The organism is Candidatus Synechococcus calcipolaris G9 (genome assembly GCF_029582805.1).
Lineage (GTDB): Bacteria > Cyanobacteriota > Cyanobacteriia > Thermosynechococcales > Thermosynechococcaceae > Synechococcus_F > Synechococcus_F calcipolaris.
The window spans coordinates 43,624-60,384 of sequence record NZ_JAKKUT010000001.1; the positions used below are offsets into that span (position 1 = coordinate 43,624).

The window sequence follows — 16,761 nt, forward strand, 5'->3', positions numbered from 1 at the left end:
CGCGGCAGCAGGGCCAAAAAGCTAACATACCCTTAATCTATCCCATCTGAAGATGCTGGCTCTTTCCAGTGTGGGTGGGGTAGATTAAACCTCGCCATATTCCTCAAGAAAGGCGATGAAATCATTTAGGGCTGATCGGGTTTGTTGGCTGGATTGAAGCTGATGCCGTATTTGGAGAATAATCCATCGATTTTGGATTCTAGTTCGGCGAGACGCTCGTTCTCTTTCCTGATTAGCTCGATTTCTTTCTCTATCTGCTCGGTCTCTTTCCTCAGCCTCTTTATATCTTCTTCGACGCTCAGTGTTCCACTCAAGGCCGAGATTAGCCACCAAAGACGCTGTGCCCAAACTGAACGCCAGGAGGCTCCACTGGAGGGTGGCGAGTCGGAACCAGGGCAGGGGGATTGCGGTACTTGTGCCATAAAACCTCAGAAGTGCAGCAACGGCATAGAGGAATGTTGTGAGCGATCGCGGCAGCAGGGCCAAAAAGCTAACCATACCCTTAATCTATCCCATCTGACGATGCTGATGAAGGAATTTACATCTTTTCAGGCAACGAGGAATCAGGCTTTCAACCGAGTTTAACAAAAGAGGGTTAAGGTTCCGGTACATTGAACCTTTCAGGGCTAATGCACGGTCTAATCTATCTCCAAAGTGTTGGCGAGACTGCTGTGGTAAATTACACTATCCCTTAAGACACCCAGGTAGACTACTCTCGCTATGGATATATTTCTAAACCTTATGTGCGAAGAGGATTAACATCATCTATGCGTCGTGCTCATCACTTCATCACTGCCTCCTTAGTCCTGAGTTTAGGGCTAACCCTCCCTGCCCTTGCCCAAGACCCCAATCAACTGGCCAACCTCCTGAAACAGGGGCGGGATCTGGTCACGAATGGAAATTATGACCAAGCTCTCGCGGTTTATCGCCAAGCCATTCAGGTAGATACTCGGAATCCCCGTATCCATTCGGCTATCGGGTTTATCCATGCCCAAAGGGGAGAATACGCCGAGGCGGCCCGCTCCTACCAACAGGCGATTAACTTGGATGGCCAAAACCCTGACTTTTTTTATGCCCTTGGCTATAGTCTGGGAATGATGGGAGAAAATCATGGAGCCGCCGCAGCCTACCGCCAATCTCTCCGTTTGAATTCCCGCAATAGTGAGGCTCACCAAGCTCTAGCCGTGATTTTAGCTCGCATTGGAGATCCCCAAGGGGCCATTCAGGCCTATCGCCACACGATTAGTCTTCAGCCGCGAAATTGGTCTGCTCAAAAAGGATTGGGCCTGCTCCTCCTCCGCCAGGGCAACACCCAAGAGGCTCTCCAAGCCTTACAACAGGCCATCTCGATAGCTCCGGATAGTCCATCGGTACAAATTAACCTAGGCATGGCTCTATTGGCCTCCGGGGATAGCGATCTCGCCTGGGCTGCCATTGATCGGGCGGGTCAACTGGCCCAACGGGATATGGATTTACAAACAAAAATCGCCGAAATTGCCGTAGCCGCCAATGAAACGGATCGAGCCATTCGCGCCTATCGGCAGATCATTGCCTTAAATCCAAATCAAGCCTCTACCTATATGAGTCTGGGCAATTTATATATGGATTTAGAAAATCCCCGGGACGCCACCTTAAACTATCGCCAGGTAACTCGCCTGAGTCCAAATAATCCGGAGGGATTTCACAAGTTGGGTTTGGCCCTAGCGGCCCAGGGGATGCGGCGGGATGCTCGAAATGCTTACCGATCTGCTCTCTCTCTCTATCGTTCCCAGGGCGATCGCCAAGGTGAACAACAGGTTAGACAGGCAATGCGGGAGCGCTAATGACTCTTTATCCCCATTCCCAGGTCATCCCATTTCTAGATCATCGCTCCTAGGTTATATTGTCCAATCCTTCCCCTGGCTTCCATGGAAAATCCCTTGCCTTGGCTGAATATCCGCTTAAGGGTTGCTTTGATTGGCCTAGGGGGTCTGCTAGGGAGCTTAATTTTCTTGCTGTTGTGGAGCGAAGGAGCATTGACCTCCCCCTCAGCCACATGGACAACCCTAGAAAATGCCATTATTACGCTAATTGGAGAATACCCTGACAAGCCAAAAACTGTTCCCGGCCAGGTTTTTCAATTACTGCTATTCATTTTTGGTACGTTTGTTTTTGGGGCAATCGTCGGTAAGTTTTCTTCCTTTTTTGTGACTCAGGCCCTTTCCCAGGAGAGTCGTGTGAAACCCTTTAATGACCATATTATTATTTGCAACTGGAACGAAAAAGCCGTTGCCATTATCCATCAGTTACTCCAGGCGAATCGAAGCCAGCCTAGGGATATTGTCATTATTTCGGCTTCAGAGATTGAGGATCAAACTGACTTGGGCGATCGCCCCAATATTTATTTCGTTCAGGCGGATCCCACCCACCATGCAACCCTGGAGAAACACCGCGCCCTCCAGGCCAAGGCCATTATCTTACTGGCGGATGAAGATACCGATGGCCCGGACGAGAAAAATGCTTTGATTGCCCTAGCGGTCAAACACCTAGAGCAAACACCTGGCCAGGAAAAGGATATTCATGTTATTGCCGAGTTGGTAAAGCTGAATCGCCATCGTCACCTCAAGGAAGCGGGGGTAGATGAGGTCATTTCTGCCCGAGAGTATAGCTCAGGAATTATTGCCCAAAGTGCTTTATTTGTAAATATGTCCGTGGTCTATCAACAATTGCTCACCTACTCCGACGATACCAATGAGTTTTATTTCCTTGAACCGGGGAAGTATCCACCCCAGCTTGTGGGGATGAGCTTTTGCGCCATGAGTGAATGGATCAGTGAGTATAGTGCGGCCCATCCCCGTAATCCAATTTTGTTAATGGGGATTAAACGGCCCAGTGGTGAGATTCTCCTGAATCCAAGAACCTGTGACTTTACGGGCCTAGGGCGAGATGATACCCTTATTGTCATGGCATTTCAGCATATTGATTCCCTTTGAGGGGGTCTTGGCAGAGGCGAATCCGCAACTCTTGATAGAAGTCCTCTTGTTCTAGATCAACCTTGGACTGGGATGAGAGAAACAGCAGTGCCCAAAATACGCCCACTCGATCATTTCTTAACGCTAACAGACGATCGAATGTAAACCATTCTGCCCCCAAGTCTTGGGAGATTAAAAGCTGCTCCACTTCCGTGGCCATTTCCGTGAGGTTTTCGGCGTGGGCCAGTTGGGTAATAGCTTTCAGGGAGGTGGGTTGGCGGGATCCTCGGCGCGATCGCTGGGGACGGAGAGTTTTATGCCGCTCCACCTGGGTTGCCATACTTTTGAGGTGGGCAATCAGTTCATCAAGGGTAACTTGGCGACGTTGCTGGGGTGGAGCCACGGGACGGCGGTGGAGGTGTTTTTCGGGCTGGGCGGGCAGGGGTACGGGGGGTTCTCCCTCCAGCCAATCATCCATCTCTGCCGCAAGATCAAGTTCTTCTGGGTTAGTATCAAGATCAAGCAGGCGATCGGACTTGAGTAGAATCAACATAGCTGCGTATAGAAACGTCTGCCCGGATTCACTAAGGGTTTGCTGGTTGCGGATAGCTAATTCCTGAAGGCAGCGATCAAAGACATCGACGACCTGAATATCCCAGGGATCAATTTCGCCCCGTTCGGCTAAGTCGATCAAAATGGAGATCGCCGTGTCAGCAAAGGAGCCAAGCATAGAATGATTGAGTTAACCTCGGCGAATAGTAATAGTAGCCCTTAGCAAACTAGTAGCCCTTAGGAAAAATAGGAATAAACTGCAAGAGTGATTCACCACCTAAGGCAAAATGTTCTATAAGCTTCCACAATTGTAGTAGGCCCCTCACCGGAGATGCACTGAGTAATGAAATTAAGGCGACGAGAGTTCTTGCAGGCTGCTGGAATACTCTGGCTGGGTAGTTCGCTGGCCCAGTGGCTTGGTAGCGATCGCCGCAGTCTTGATGGCATCCAAGCCCTAGCGGCAACCACCGGTATAAAACGGGCCCTACTGATTGGCATTAATCAATACCAACACAAAGGTTTTCAGCCTCTCCAGGGATGCTTAACGGATTTGGAACTTCAGCGGGAATTACTCAAGTATCGCTTTGGCTTTAATCCTGCGGATATTGAGACCCTGGAAAATCGGGCCGCCACAGCCACCGCCATTGAAACGGCCTTGACGGAGTATCTTTTTCAAGATATTAAGGCGGGGGATACCCTGGTCTTACACTTTAGTGGGTATGGGATGGTGCGCCCTGACCCCAGCCGTTCCGCCCCAGAACCTGCCTTAGCTGCTGTGGATGCGATCGCCCAACCAGAGGGAACCCTTCCCCTAAGCCAGATCCTTTCCCATTGGCAACCCCAATCCGGTAGTAAGCTGATTATTTGGCTGGATAGCGGCTTCAGCCCCCCCCTAACTCCATGGATCACATCACTTGGCGTTATACCCCCCAAAACGATGCGACCCTCCCCCCCCCAATCTCCCCTGAAACCGCCTACCTTACCTGCGGGTGTCACCTTAATTCAGGCGGGGGATATCGCCGCCGAGACGGTTTTAGATGAGGGGGTATCTGCGGGGCTATTGACCCAAACCCTGAGTCAACATCTTTGGGCCACCGATCCTCCGGTTAAAATTGCTGTCAGTTTGGGCCTGGCTGCCGATGATTTACGCCGCGCCACAGGTAGTGAAAGTCATTTACAACTGCAATCGGTCAATGGTAAAAATTATTTTCCGGAAACCAGTCTCCAGGCCAGTGCTGAAGCCGTTATTGTCGATGTGAATCAGGATCATAAAACCCTGCGCCTATGGTTGGGGGGCGTTCCCCTGGGGGTGTTACAGGCGGGAGGACGGGCCCGCATGAGTTTGAGTAGGGATCCTGGGCAGCCGGTCATTGAGTTGCAATCTGCCACGGGCCGTTGGGGCAATGGCCAATATTCCAGTTCCACCTTAGACCTGACACCGGGCCAAGGGTTGCAGGAGGTGTGGCGTTTACTGCCCCGGCAATTATCCCTGGCGATCGCCCTGGATAATCATCTGGAAAAAATTGAACGCATTGATGCCATTAACGCCCTAGCCAGCCTCAGCTATGTCACCGTTCCCTCCGGTACGGATCAGCCAACGGACTTTATTGTGGCCAAAAATGCGACAACTGGGGGCTATGGCCTGCAATGGCCAGTGGGGATCTTTCTCGCCAATAGTTGTAGTCCCGAAGGTGAGGCGGCCAAGGCGGCGGTGCGGCGACTCAGCCAAGATTTTCCCGGTCTTCTAGGGAATAAGATCCTTGGACTAACGGTGAATCCAGATTCATCCCAGGTAGGGATGGGCATCACCCTGGAAAAACTCACTCCCCAAGCTCAAAGCCAAGCCCTTTCTCGCCTATATACCCCTCGATTGCTGGGGCAAACCCCGGAGGATATTAAAACCGATTTAGCCCTAACCCATTACGATGCCCCCCTTACCCTGGCCACGGGAGAGCAAATTCGTTATCGGATTCAAAACTATGGCGATCGCCCCCTCTATCTTTTGCTCTTGGCCTGGGATAGTAGCCGCGGACTGGTGGCCATCCCCTGGGGAACCGATAGCGACACTTCGCCATGGCAAATAATGTTAGCCTCCTCGTTGCGAACCACCGTGACCCCTTGGACAATGCAGCGACCTAGTCAATGGCTCAATACCTATGTCATTGCTAGTCAATCTCCCTTTAGTCAAACCCTTGAGGCCCTGCCCACCCCCACGGATCAACGTCCCCTGGTGATTGCACAAAGCCAAGCCATTGCCGTGGCAACAGCCATTCTCCAGGATTTACACCGCGAGAGTCCTAGCCCCGATCGCTATGCCCTCGATGGCCGCACCTGGGGCACCTTTTGCTTTACATTGCGTGTGGTTTAATCCCCTAGGCAGGCTTGAATCAGTCCCGCGGCACCGCCAGAAATCACCTGAATGGGAACACCCAATTGGGCCTCTAAGGCTTCGAGGGTCATATCATCCAGGAAAACCAGCTGATCATTTTTGAGCATGATCCCAGGCAAGAGAATAGTATCTCCCAAGGGCTTTCCCTGAAGACCTCGGAGAATATCCGCCCCCGTTAGGAGTCCAGTTACCGTCATGGATTGCCCCCAATAGTCACTGTTGAGGGGAAACATCGTCACCTGTAACTGGTCGATCTGATTGAGGCGTTCCACAATGGGTTGAAAGGCCTGCTCAACGGTATTCCCCACCACCCAACTGAAATGGTGCGGGGATGCTCGTCCCTGGGGGAACTGGGCCCCGAGGGCAAAAAACTCATCTAAAAATAAACGGATGCTGCCTACCCCGTTACTGAGTTGGGGATAATCATCGTAGTGGTCGGCGGAAGGTAAGTCCATGCCTGCTATCAGAAACCATTCATCGGCAAGCCAAACAAAGGGGGTCTGCCACTGGCGTTGAAATTGACTCTGGAGCGATCGCACCTGGGTGATGACATCTTTAGCTATTTGGGGTGTGACGGGACTCAGTTCATCCTCCGCTGGACGAAAACGAGTGAGACCGACAGGAACAACGGCAACCGATAGAACCGTAGGGCAATCGGGATTATAGAACTGGGCTAAATCCTGGAGGGTTTGAGTCAGATGGGAGCCATCATTAATGCCAGGACAGACAACGACTTGGGCGTGGAGTTGGAGGCGATGCTCCTGAAACCAAGCTATCTGGTTGAGAATCTCACCCGCACGGGAATTTTTCAGGAGGCGGCAGCGAATTTGTGGTTCGGTGGCATGAACCGATACATAGAGGGGGGAAAGACGTAATTGGGCAATCCGTTGCCATTCCCGATTGGATAGGTTGGTGAGGGTAAGATAACTACCGTAGAGGAAACTGAGGCGGTAATCATCATCCTTGAAGTAAAGGCTTTGCCGCTTACCGGGCGGTTGTTGATCAATAAAACAAAAGGGACAGCGATTATTACACTGGATCAAACCATCAAACAGGGCTGTCGTAAATTCTAAGCCTAGATCGGCATCGTAATCTTTTTCTAGTTCAATGTGGTGGGTCTGGCCCTGGGCATCCATCACTTCCAGTTCTAGGTATTCATCGGCACAGAAAAAACGATAGTCAATTAAATCACGGGGGCGATCGCCATTAATCGCCACAATGGCATCCCCAGGCTCAAAGCCCAGTTCCGCCGCAATGGAATTGGGTTCAACGCGACTCACCACCGCCGGCTGGATCCCAGAATTGACGCTCACTTTTTGGTTTCCCTGAATATTTTGTTCTTTTTTGGCAATTGCTTCACCCTACCCGTGCCTTAAAAGCCTGATCTTTGAAAATCACAATCCTACTGCCCGACCAAAACCATATCTAAATGTTCTATTCCCTCGTCCTCATAGGGATCTCCGACACCCATAAAGCCGAATTCTTCATAAAACTTGGTGAGATATGCCTGGGCTGAAATTCGCATATTTGAACCCGGATATTCTTGCCTGCTCTTCTGAATGCAGGCTGCCACGATCCTTCGTCCAGCACCGGTTCCCCGTGTTTCCTTAGTGACAAGAACACGCCCAAAAGAAGGTTCTGGGTATCTGGTATGGGGAAAATTCAATCGCGCATAGGCGACCAATTGCCCATCATCTCTGCGGCCCAATAGGTGCCACGATTGTTTATCCCACTCATCGGCATCTAAATAGGCGCAGTCCTGCTCTACCACAAACACACTCTGTCGCAGGGCAAGGATTTCGTGCATCTCCGCTCCCGAAATATCACTAATTTTTTTCCAAGACCAATTAATTTCCATTGGCTCATCAGGAGAACTAATAATTTTTAGCGTGCTGCCCGCTGCAACGTATTATTCAAGCCATTGAGTACGGGGGGATTGGGGAGTTCGGGATCATTCTCAAAAATTTGCGTAGGCGTTAAATTGCGTTTCTCATAAAACGTATTACTACTATTCCTATCAAAGTCGATTTTCGCCCCTTCTAGGGCAACCCCAGCAAATAACCCAGCATTGCGGGTATAGGAATACACTTGGGGATTGGGATCCGAAGGATTCACCGCATCGCCACCAACGGGGCCCGCTGCCACAGATACATTCCCCCCTAGCCGAAAGGATTGGTGTAGGCTGCGCATGATCGTGGCTTTATCCATAAATACCAGTACCACATCACTACTTTGGGCGCCAATTTGCAGGCCAAAACTGCCACCGGTCAGGGTAATAAAGGCGGGATGGCTCCAGTCCCCTGCTTCATTGCGTACCATCAAAACTCCAGCTCCGCGTCGGCCCCCAAACAAAAATCCTGCTTGAACCACGTTAGGGATAATGGCGATCCCTTCGGCTTTTTGGACAACTTCCGGGGGAATGCGTTGACTGGGGTTTAGGGTGAATTGCCCCAATACATAGGTTGCTGACTCCACTCGTTGGGTTAAGCGGCGATCGCTAGCTTCCCCTGGATTGGCAGTGGCAACGAGGGCGATCGCGGTGGCGGTCGTTAAACCCAAGATGCGGGATGATGAATGATTGCTGAACATAGGACTCCCCCAAAAAACTCTAAAAGCTACTGTATTCAGACTCCTTAGATGCTGAGACTGTTTCCTCTACCATACCCTGAACCTTCAGGAAGCTTAAGAGAATCGATTATTTTCACCAGAGTAGTCTGTGTAACCGACAGGATATGGGGGGGGATGTGGCACAATGATAGCGTTTGCCTACGGACAGCCCTGCCAAACTCACCACAAGTGATGGGTAAAACAGGCATCCCAAGGCCTTCAAACGCTTAACTGTTTAGGTTGCTGGCATGGAACCGTTGTATCAATACGCCTGGCTAATTCCCGTCCTCCCCCTGTTTGGAGCGGTCGTGGTTGGCTCTGGTTTAATCTCATTTACTGAAACCACCAATAGGCTGCGGCGCGTCAACGCCGTCTTTATCATGGCCCTATTGGCGATCTCCATGGTCTATTCCCTGGCCATTTTCTGGAGCCAAGCCCAAGGCCACGAACCCTACCAGCAGATGATTGGATGGGTGGCGGCGGGTAGCTTTCAACTTTCCATGGGTTTTATGGTGGATCATCTGGCATCCCTGATGCTGGTGGTTGTCACGACGGTGGCCTTTTTGGTAATGCTCTACACCGATGGCTACATGGCCCATGATCCAGGCTATGTCCGGTTTTATGCCTACCTGAGTCTCTTTAGCTCCTCAATGCTGGGCTTGGTACTCAGTCCCAACTTGATACAGGTCTACATCTTCTGGGAACTGGTGGGGATGTGCTCCTACCTATTGGTGGGCTTTTGGTATAACCGCAAGAGTGCCGCTGCCGCTGCCCAAAAAGCCTTTGTGACCAACCGGGTGGGTGATTTTGGCCTGCTGTTGGGCCTACTAGGTCTCTTTTGGGCCACGGGCAGTTTTGATTTTGGCATCATGGGCGATCGCCTCGTAGAACTGGTCAATGGCGGCCTCCTCAATCCGGGGATTGCTAGTTTCATTGCCATTTTGGTCTTTTTGGGCCCCGTCGCTAAATCAGCCCAGTTTCCCCTCCATGTTTGGCTGCCCGATGCCATGGAAGGCCCCACCCCCATCTCGGCCCTGATTCATGCGGCAACAATGGTGGCGGCCGGAGTCTTTTTAATTGCCCGGATGTTCCCGGTGTTTGAACCCCTGCCGGTGGTGATGACGACGATCGCCTGGACGGGAGCCTTTACCGCTTTTCTGGGAGCGACGATCGCCATTACCCAAAACGACATAAAAAAAAGTCTCGCCTACTCCACCATTTCCCAATTAGGCTACATGGTGATGGGCATGGGCGTAGGGGCCTACACCGCCGGACTATTTCACCTGATGACCCACGCCTATTTCAAAGCCATGCTCTTTTTAGGGTCCGGATCCGTCATCCACGGCATGGAAGGGGCCGTCGGCCATAACCCCGAATTAGCCCAGGATATGCGCTATATGGGGGGTCTGCGCCGCTATATGCCCATTACCGGAATCACCTTTTTGATTGGTTGCCTTGCCATTTCCGGGATTCCCCCCTTTGCTGGCTTTTGGTCCAAGGATGAAATTTTAGGCGCCGTGTTTAACGCCAATCCGGCCATGTGGGTTCTCACCTGGCTCACCGCTGGCTTAACGGCCTTTTATATGTTCCGCATGTACTTCATGACCTTTGAGGGAGGCTTTCGCGGAGTCCCCGCAGAGATTGCCGCAGTCCACAGTGATCACGGCCATGGCGAGCATGATGATCATGGCGGTGAAGAGCATCTCCATGAATCCCCTTGGACGATGACCTTACCCCTGGCGGTGTTAGCCCTGCCCTCGATTTTTGTGGGCTTGGTGGGCACACCCTTCAAAAACTACTTTGAGGCCTTTATCCATGCCCCTGGGGAACTCCTGGAAGCGGCCCATGACGTGGACTTTGCCGAGTTTTATATTCTCGGAGGTAGTTCCGTGGGCATCGCTCTGATTGGCATTACCCTAGCGTCTTTCATGTATCTACAAGGAAAAATTGACCCCGGGGCGATCGCGGCAAAAATCAAGCCACTGTATCAGTTTTCCCTTAACAAGTGGTACTTTGATGAGCTTTACGAAGCCGTCTTTATCAAAGGATGCCGCCGCATTGCCCGCCAAGTCCTAGAGGTGGACTACAACGTTGTCGATGGCGTGGTGAATTTAACCGGCTTTGTCACCATGATTACCGGCGAAGGTCTTAAATACTTCCAAACTGGTCGGGCCCAGGCCTATGCCCTAATCGTCTTTTTAGCTGTCCTTGGCTTTGTGATCTTCTCATCCCAGGCCTAAGGAGTCCTGTGACCACTCAATCTCAGATAAATTCCGTTGAATTTCATTAAATTTCATTTGAGTCCTTGCCCGATTCCATAGACCGTCTACCCACATCGATGACGAGGAGTTGCATAAACCGTTATGAACGATTTTCCCTGGCTGACAACCATTATCCTTTTTCCCCTCATTGCTTCGGCGGTGATTCCTTTTTTACCGGATGCCGATGGCAAGGGACGGACGATTCGCTGGTATGCCCTAGTGATTGGCCTGATTGACTTTGTGCTGATCATTTATGCCTTTAGCACCCAGTACGATCTATCGGTTTCGGGCCTGCAACTGCAAGAGAGCTATGATTGGATTCCCCAGATTGGCCTGCGCTGGTCAGTGGGGGCCGATGGTTTGTCCATGCCCTTGATTTTACTGACCGGATTTATCACCACCCTGGCGACCCTAGCGGCCTGGCCCGTCACCCTGAAACCGCGCCTCTTTTATTTTCTGATTCTGGCCATGTATGGCGGTCAGATTGCAGTATTTGCGGTGCAGGATATGCTGGTGTTCTTCCTGGCCTGGGAATTGGAGTTAATTCCGGTGTACCTGCTGTTGGCCATTTGGGGTGGTAAAAAACGCCAATATGCTGCCACCAAGTTCATTCTCTATACCGCCCTTAGCTCCTTGTTTATCCTAGTTGCTGCCCTGGCCATGGCCTTCTATGGAGACACCGTCAGCTTTGATATGCACACCCTGGCTATGAAAGACTATGCCCTGGGCTTTCAACTCTTGGTCTATGCAGGCTTTTTGGTGTCCTACGGGGTCAAATTACCGATCATCCCCCTCCACACATGGTTGCCCGATGCCCACGGCGAAGCTACGGCCCCAGTGCACATGCTATTGGCGGGGATCCTCCTCAAAATGGGCGGTTATGCCCTGATTCGCATGAATGTGGAGATGTTGCCTGGGGCCCATGCCAAGTTTGCGCCAGTATTAGTGGTACTAGGGGTGGTGAATATTGTCTATGCCGCCTTTACCTCCTATGCCCAGCGCAACCTGAAACGGAAAATTGCCTACTCGTCTATTTCCCACATGGGCTTTGTTCTGATTGGTATTGCCTCATTTACCAGTCTGGGAATGAGTGGGGCGGTACTACAAATGGTGTCCCATGGCTTAATTGGGGCGAGTTTATTCTTCTTGGTGGGGGCCACCTACGATCGCACCCACACCCTAATCCTGGAAGAAATGGGCGGCGTGGGTCAACAAATGAAGAAAATCTTTGCCATGTTTACCACCTGTTCCTTGGCATCCCTAGCCTTACCGGGCATGAGTGGCTTTGTAGCAGAGTTGATGGTATTTATTGGCTTTGCCACCAGTGATGCCTATTCCTTGACCTTCCGATTGATCATCGTCATTTTGGCAGCGGTGGGGGTTATCTTGACTCCTATTTATCTGCTTTCAATGCTGCGGGAGATTTTTTATGGCCCAGAAAACAAAGAACTGGTATCCCACGAAAAACTCATTGATGCTGAGCCACGGGAAGTCTTTATCATTGCTTGCTTGCTCGTGCCGATTATTGGCATTGGTCTCTATCCCAAGGTTCTCACCCAGATCTACGATGCCACCACCTATCAACTGGTGACGCGCATCCGGGGAGTGGTTCCCACCTTGGTTAACGTCCAAGAGCGGCCCATTGGTAGTCTCTTTATATCAGCACCGCCAGCCACTACCGCACCAGCCCTGAAATCAAATCCCTTAGACTAAAGGATAGAAAAGGATAGATCTTTAACTAACGGATAGGGCTATGGCAAATGATGCTTCGCGATCGCCATCAGTCGCGGCTCCCAAAACCATTCTTGTGGTGGATGATGACCCCAATCTAGTGTTCTTGGTGCAAGACTATCTAGAACTCAAGGGGTATCGGGTGCTGACGGCGGCCCACGGCCGGGATGCCCTAGTGGTCTTGGGCCAGGAAACTCCAGATATGATTATCTGTGATGTGATGATGCCCCAGATGGATGGCTATAACTTTGTCCGCCATGTTCGGGAAAATCAGCAGATTAGTTGGCTACCCGTCCTATTTCTATCTGCTAAGGGGCAAACTCAAGATCGGGTGATGGGGTTAAATACGGGTGCGGATGTCTACATGGTCAAGCCCTTTGATCCCGATGAATTATTGGCCCAAATTGAAGCCTCATTAAAACAGTCGGAACGATTACGCCAAGGAAATCAACCGGCCCTAGAGCCTGTCACACCGGATTTGCCCCCTGGGGTGGAACTGACACCAACGGAAACAAAAATTCTCCAATACGTGGCAAAGGGGTTATCCAATCGGGAAATTGCCGCCGATCTCCACGTGAGTCAGCGCACCGTCGAAAGTCATGTCAGTAATATGTTGGGAAAAACCGGCCTGCACAATCGCACCGAATTGGCTCGTTGGGCTATGGAACACCGCTTTGCCTAGTAGGGCTTCTTTTATAGGAATGGGAAAGGTAAATAAGATTACGACTGGTCACACCTCGCTTTCCGAGGCAGCTATATCCAAATGCTATTTGCCCTGAAACCCTATGGTGAGGGGTTAAATCCCGATGTATTGCTGATCTACGTACCAGGGCACACTAAAGAAAACATCCGCAAAATACCCTTTTGGAGTTATAACGTTCCGAATACCGCCGCCCTAAACGCCTCCATTCCACCCTCGGTTTTCTCACCCTTGCTCAATTGAGGATCATTATTACCGCTCCTTAAATCCACCTATTCCCGCTTAACTTCACTGTCCACTTTTTCGAGACAAGGTCACTTGGAGTTTGTCCACTTTTTTCAGTCAGGGTCAGAGTGATATTCTTTACCTTCGATTAGCCCGAGAGTTGATAGCGTTATTTCAAAGCGACTAAAAAACGCTAAAAAATCGACAATACTCATATCTACGTTAATCTCTCTGACTTGAAGTGGTTCATCACTAGCTCGAAGCATGTCGGGAACACTTTCGTAACCTTGTAGGTCTGTCACTAAGAACTTAATGATAACTGGATCTTCATGAGATCCGTAATTTTCACTTGCCAACATAGAAATACCAACGACAAGTTCATCAGTGATATAGCCATTGTTTTCTAACCACTGGTTTAGACAGTTTGAATTCACTTTATCTGCTGCTGCGCTACCTCTTAGATCACCATATTGGACAGATGCTTGGAAGATTGCCATTTAATATTCCTTATTTAGTTGTGATTCTCAATATTGATTATATAGCGGTTAGCAGTGGATATTCCTAAGACCTATGCAAAGTAAGCTCTGATTAGAGACTTGTGGTGTGACACTCAAGAAATCTTATATGCCAAATTTTTGCCTGAAACTCCCTGATCCAGTACCAGTCGCCCTGACGATCATAAATTCCCACGCCCATCCTGGACGTTGCCGAGCCGCTTCTTTTATGGTTAGGTGAGCTTGATTAAAAAACTCGTGAAACTCTGCTTCCCGATAGCATTGTTGATAGGCTGGATCCGTCCATTTCAAAACATAGTCATAAATTTGGCAAACAATATAATTCTTACACCAATCTAAAATGATAATTTCTCCACCGGGACACAGCACTCGCCCCATTTCGATTAACGCCTTGATTGGATTCACAAAGTAATGGAAGGCACTGCTCGACACCACCCGATCAAAGGATGCATCGGCAAAGGGTAATTCTTCTGCCCTAGCGATCTGAAATGATACTTGGGGATAGGTGTTACATTTTGTCTGGGCGATCGCGATCATTTGACGAGATAAATCAATGCCAACCATGGACTGTTGGGGGCACTCCTGAAGAATGCGGCGTTCAAATTCACCGGTACCACAGCCAATATCTAAAACCCGATCGCCAGGAGTAATCCGGGCCCAATCCTGAAGAAGCGATAGGGTTTGATCCAGATACCATTGCCAGCGTTGATCATAGTGCTGGGCTAACTGGTCATACTGGTGCTGGATGATCCGATCCACCAAAGAGTTACTCCCTCAAAATAAAATGATGACTCCCGAACTGCTCATTTTTACCCGTTACCCTGAACCGGGCAAAACCAAAACCCGTCTGATTCCTGCCCTGGGAACCCATGGTGCTGCCCAACTTCACCGTCAGATGGGACTCTATACCCTCAGGCAAGCCGAGGAACTAATACTTCAGGAGGATGGGACAATCCAGGTTTGGTTTACGGGCGGTACAACTGCGGCCATGCAAAACTGGCTGGGCGATCGCTGGGCCTATCATAAACAATTTGGCTCAGAACTCGGGGAACGGATCAGCAATGCCCTATCCTCTCATTTTCACAGGAGCGATCGCCCCGCGTTGGTTATGGGAACCGATTGCCCAGGTTTGACGACCGCCCTCCTCTCCCAAGCCTGTAAACATCTGAACCATTACGACCTGGTACTGGGGCCAGCCCTAGATGGGGGCTACTATCTGATTGGGGTCAAACGCTGGATTCCTAATTTATTTATGGGAATTACCTGGGGGAGTGAATCTGTCTTGGAGCAGACCTTAGAGATTGCCCAAGCCCTGCATTTGAACTGGATCTGTTTACCGGTGTTACCGGACATTGATCGACCGGAAGACCTAGGGTTTCTCAAGGACTATGCTCAACTTGCCTGTCACCTGAAACCTAACCTAAGTAAGCCTGTTTAACTCGTTCATCCTGGAGCAAGTCTGGGGCTGGCCCGCTGAGGGTAATTTGACCTGCTTCTAGCACATAACCGCGATCGCCCAATTGCAGGGCTAGGTGGGCATTTTGTTCCACCAATAGCATGGTCATTCCCTGGTTGCGCAGGGTTGTTAAACTATTAAAAATTTCCCGGACAATGGTTGGGGCCAAGCCTAGGCTAGGTTCATCCAATAACAAGAGTTGGGGACGACTCATCAGGGCCCGGGCGATCGCTAACATTTGTTGTTCTCCGCCACTGAGGGTTCCGGCCAGTTGATGGCGGCGATCCCTAAGGCGGGGAAATTGATGCCACTGTTGCTCTAAATCTTCAGCAATAGCCCGGCGATCGCGGCGAGTATAGGCCCCCAATCGTAAATTATCCAGCACTGTTTGCCGTGCCAATACCTGGCGACCCTCTGGACAGTGGGCTAAACCCAAGGCTACTAATTCATGGGGCGATCGCCCATTCACTGTTTTGCCGTTGTAGATGATTTGTCCGCTGGTCAGGGGCAACAGCCGCGAAATCGTTTTCAAAAGGGTGGTTTTTCCAGCCCCATTCGCCCCCACCAAGGTGACACATTCCCCCTGGTTAATATGCAAGTGAATATCAACTAATGCCGGGACTTGGCCATAGTGAACCCTCACCCTTTCTAGTTCCAATAATCGCTGCTGCGGCATCATCAAATGCTTAGACGTAGACGAATAATTAGAGTTAAACCGTCTGCTCCATTGTCGTCGCCGGTAAATTTTTAGGTGTTGCTAAACTGGCAACTTCCTGATCAATGAAAAACAAACCCTGGCCATCAATGCCAATGAGTTGGATCTTATCTAGAATACCCTTAAACAAAAACTCTTCTTGGTGTTGTTCCGCCACATACCACTGCAAAAATTGCAGGGTGGAATAGTCCGGCTCCGTATTCGCCAAATGAACTAAGTCGTTAATTTTTCCAGTAATACATTGCTCATGGGCATAGATCTTTTCAAACATTTCCGTCAAGGAATGAAATTGGGTAGGTGGGGCATCCACTGCTCCCAAAATTGCCAATGCCCCGGTTTCATGGAGATAATTCAGTAGTCGCCGCATATGAACCATCTCTTCATCGGCGTGTTGACTCAGGAACGCCGCACAGCCATCCAAGGCCTTATGGGCACACCAGGAACTCATTTGTAAATAAAGATGGGAGGAGTAAATTTCCAGGTTAATCTGCTCATTTAAGCGATTAATCATGGCATGGGATAGCATAGTGACCGAACCTTTATACAATTAGCTTGCCCCAGTAAACCGTTCTAAGGGGCGCAAAATTATTGAGAATTACTATCAATATTAGGGGGTATAATAATTTACTGACTAGAGTTTATAAAAACTTAAACTGTCA

15 protein-coding genes and 1 pseudogene are annotated in these 16,761 nt (G+C 50.2%); 7 read left to right on the forward strand and 9 right to left on the reverse strand.

The genetic code is table 11. The annotated features are described in order from the left end of the window. Positions 1–84 precede the first annotated feature (84 nt). On the reverse strand, positions 85–498 hold the full coding sequence (locus L3556_RS00235; RefSeq protein WP_277865292.1) for a hypothetical protein: 414 nt from the start codon (positions 496–498) through the stop codon (positions 85–87). Between the two features lie 269 nt (positions 499–767). Between L3556_RS00235 and L3556_RS00240 the strand changes: the two genes are divergently transcribed. Both L3556_RS00240 and L3556_RS00245 read left to right on the forward strand, forming a co-directional pair. After that, positions 768–1,823 (forward strand): tetratricopeptide repeat protein, encoded by a 1,056-nt coding sequence (locus tag L3556_RS00240; protein ID WP_277865293.1) that lies wholly within the window; start codon positions 768–770, stop codon positions 1,821–1,823. A gap of 84 nt (positions 1,824–1,907) precedes the next feature. Beyond that, complete coding sequence (locus L3556_RS00245) at positions 1,908–2,972, forward strand: potassium channel family protein (RefSeq protein WP_277865294.1); 1,065 nt, start codon at positions 1,908–1,910, stop codon at positions 2,970–2,972. Here the strand turns inward: L3556_RS00245 and L3556_RS00250 are convergent. After that, positions 2,941–3,681, reverse strand: a complete 741-nt coding sequence (locus L3556_RS00250; RefSeq protein WP_277865295.1) for a segregation/condensation protein A — start codon at positions 3,679–3,681, stop codon at positions 2,941–2,943. The genes L3556_RS00245 and L3556_RS00250 overlap by 32 nt on opposite strands. Before the next feature lie 165 nt (positions 3,682–3,846). Here L3556_RS00250 and L3556_RS00255 point away from each other — a divergent pair, with 165 nt between their 5' ends. Next, a complete protein-coding gene (locus tag L3556_RS00255) occupies positions 3,847–5,871 on the forward strand; it encodes a caspase family protein (protein WP_277865296.1) in 2,025 nt (674 codons plus the stop codon). On the opposite strand, the gene L3556_RS00260 is transcribed toward L3556_RS00255, so the two are convergent. The 3 genes from L3556_RS00260 to L3556_RS00270 all read right to left on the reverse strand — a co-directional run bounded on the left by L3556_RS00260 (position 5,868) and on the right by L3556_RS00270 (position 8,481). Continuing rightward, positions 5,868–7,223, reverse strand: coding sequence for a TIGR03279 family radical SAM protein (locus tag L3556_RS00260; RefSeq protein ID WP_277865766.1), 1,356 nt, complete (start codon positions 7,221–7,223; stop codon positions 5,868–5,870). The two genes, L3556_RS00255 and L3556_RS00260, sit on opposite strands and share 4 nt — an antisense overlap. Positions 7,224–7,294: 71 nt before the next feature. Beyond that, positions 7,295–7,750 carry a GNAT family N-acetyltransferase gene (locus tag L3556_RS00265; RefSeq protein ID WP_277865297.1) on the reverse strand — a complete coding sequence of 152 codons (456 nt, stop codon included), beginning with the start codon at positions 7,748–7,750 and terminating at the stop codon, positions 7,295–7,297. Between the two features lie 26 nt (positions 7,751–7,776). Continuing rightward, positions 7,777–8,481: a lipid-binding SYLF domain-containing protein gene (locus L3556_RS00270; RefSeq protein WP_277865298.1), complete on the reverse strand. Its 705-nt coding sequence runs from the start codon at positions 8,479–8,481 to the stop codon at positions 7,777–7,779. 266 nt (positions 8,482–8,747) lie between these two features. Between L3556_RS00270 and L3556_RS00275 the strand changes: the two genes are divergently transcribed. The 3 genes from L3556_RS00275 to L3556_RS00285 all read left to right on the forward strand — a co-directional run bounded on the left by L3556_RS00275 (position 8,748) and on the right by L3556_RS00285 (position 13,173). After that, positions 8,748–10,739 (forward strand): NAD(P)H-quinone oxidoreductase subunit 5, encoded by a 1,992-nt coding sequence (locus tag L3556_RS00275; protein ID WP_277865299.1) that lies wholly within the window; start codon positions 8,748–8,750, stop codon positions 10,737–10,739. A 123-nt stretch (positions 10,740–10,862) separates the two neighbouring features. Further along, positions 10,863–12,473, forward strand: a complete 1,611-nt coding sequence (gene ndhD1 / locus L3556_RS00280; protein WP_277865300.1) for a photosynthetic/respiratory NAD(P)H-quinone oxidoreductase subunit D1 — start codon at positions 10,863–10,865, stop codon at positions 12,471–12,473. A gap of 40 nt (positions 12,474–12,513) precedes the next feature. Next, positions 12,514–13,173: a response regulator transcription factor gene (locus L3556_RS00285; RefSeq protein ID WP_277865301.1), complete on the forward strand. Its 660-nt coding sequence runs from the start codon at positions 12,514–12,516 to the stop codon at positions 13,171–13,173. A 356-nt stretch (positions 13,174–13,529) separates the two neighbouring features. On the opposite strand, the gene L3556_RS00290 is transcribed toward L3556_RS00285, so the two are convergent. Together L3556_RS00290 and L3556_RS00295 are read right to left on the reverse strand one after the other, a co-directional pair. Further along, on the reverse strand, positions 13,530–13,913 hold the full coding sequence (locus L3556_RS00290; RefSeq protein WP_277865302.1) for a hypothetical protein: 384 nt from the start codon (positions 13,911–13,913) through the stop codon (positions 13,530–13,532). 123 nt (positions 13,914–14,036) lie between these two features. Then, on the reverse strand, positions 14,037–14,690 hold the full coding sequence (locus L3556_RS00295; protein WP_277865303.1) for a class I SAM-dependent methyltransferase: 654 nt from the start codon (positions 14,688–14,690) through the stop codon (positions 14,037–14,039). Between the two features lie 25 nt (positions 14,691–14,715). On the opposite strand from L3556_RS00295, the gene L3556_RS00300 reads away from it, so the two are divergent. Then, entirely contained in the window at positions 14,716–15,369 is a 654-nt protein-coding gene (locus tag L3556_RS00300) for a TIGR04282 family arsenosugar biosynthesis glycosyltransferase (RefSeq protein WP_277865304.1), read from the forward strand. Positions 15,370–15,562: 193 nt separating this feature from the next. Here L3556_RS00300 and L3556_RS00305 read toward each other — a convergent pair. Together L3556_RS00305 and ftnA are read right to left on the reverse strand one after the other, a co-directional pair. Further along, a pseudogene (locus L3556_RS00305) lies at positions 15,563–16,066 on the reverse strand (ABC transporter ATP-binding protein); the annotation flags it as partial. Between the two features lie 31 nt (positions 16,067–16,097). Then, a complete protein-coding gene (gene ftnA / locus L3556_RS00310; protein ID WP_277865305.1) occupies positions 16,098–16,628 on the reverse strand; it encodes a non-heme ferritin in 531 nt (176 codons plus the stop codon). Between the last annotated feature and the right edge of the window lie 133 nt (positions 16,629–16,761).